We start from the raw sequence: 626 nt of genomic DNA on the forward strand, positions 1-626 counted from the left end.
TGTCACGGGGCGGCGTAATGACGCCGGGGATGGGCGGCGTAATGGCGCCAGCAGAAGCGGGGTAAAACGCGGATTCGAACGGTTTCAAGGTTGCGGTTTTTTGCCGTTTTTGGCAACCGCATTTTCGCCGTTGTCGGGCATCGGTTTGGGCTTGCGGAAGCTCTCGCCCTCGATGACGACACGATAGGCGCCGTGGCGCAGGCGATCGAGCGTTGCAGCTCCAAGAACGCGGTTGTCGGGGAAGGCGTCGCCCCATTCGCTGAAGTCCAAATTTGAAGTCAAGATCGAGGCTGCGCGCTCGTACCTTGCAGCGATCAGGTCGTGAAAGTCCTCATCGTGGGGTGCACGAAGAGGTTTGAGCGCGAAGTCGTCAACGATCAGCAGTGGCACACGCACGAACTGCTGAAACTTACGTTCGTATAGATCAGTGGCGCGCGCTGCATGCAGCTTCTTGAGCAGATCGGTCTGGTTGATAAACAGCACATCGCGACCTTGGCGCGCGGCACAGTGCCCGAGCGCCTGCGCTAAATGCGACTTGCCGACGCCTGTCTGGCCGACCATCAGAACGCAGACCTTCTCGTCGATGTATCGGCCCGTCGCAAGGTCGTGAAGGTGCGAACGGTTTA

Annotated in this window: 1 protein-coding gene; it reads right to left on the reverse strand. The window is 59.3% G+C overall.

The genetic code is table 11. The features are described 5' to 3' along the window. Positions 1–84: 84 nt before the first annotated feature. A partial coding sequence (locus tag AWB75_RS36540) for an ATP-binding protein (RefSeq protein ID WP_061128752.1) occupies positions 85–626 on the reverse strand: 542 nt, incomplete at its 5' end.

This window comes from Caballeronia catudaia (genome assembly GCF_001544755.2).
Classification (GTDB): Bacteria; Pseudomonadota; Gammaproteobacteria; order Burkholderiales; family Burkholderiaceae; genus Caballeronia; species Caballeronia catudaia.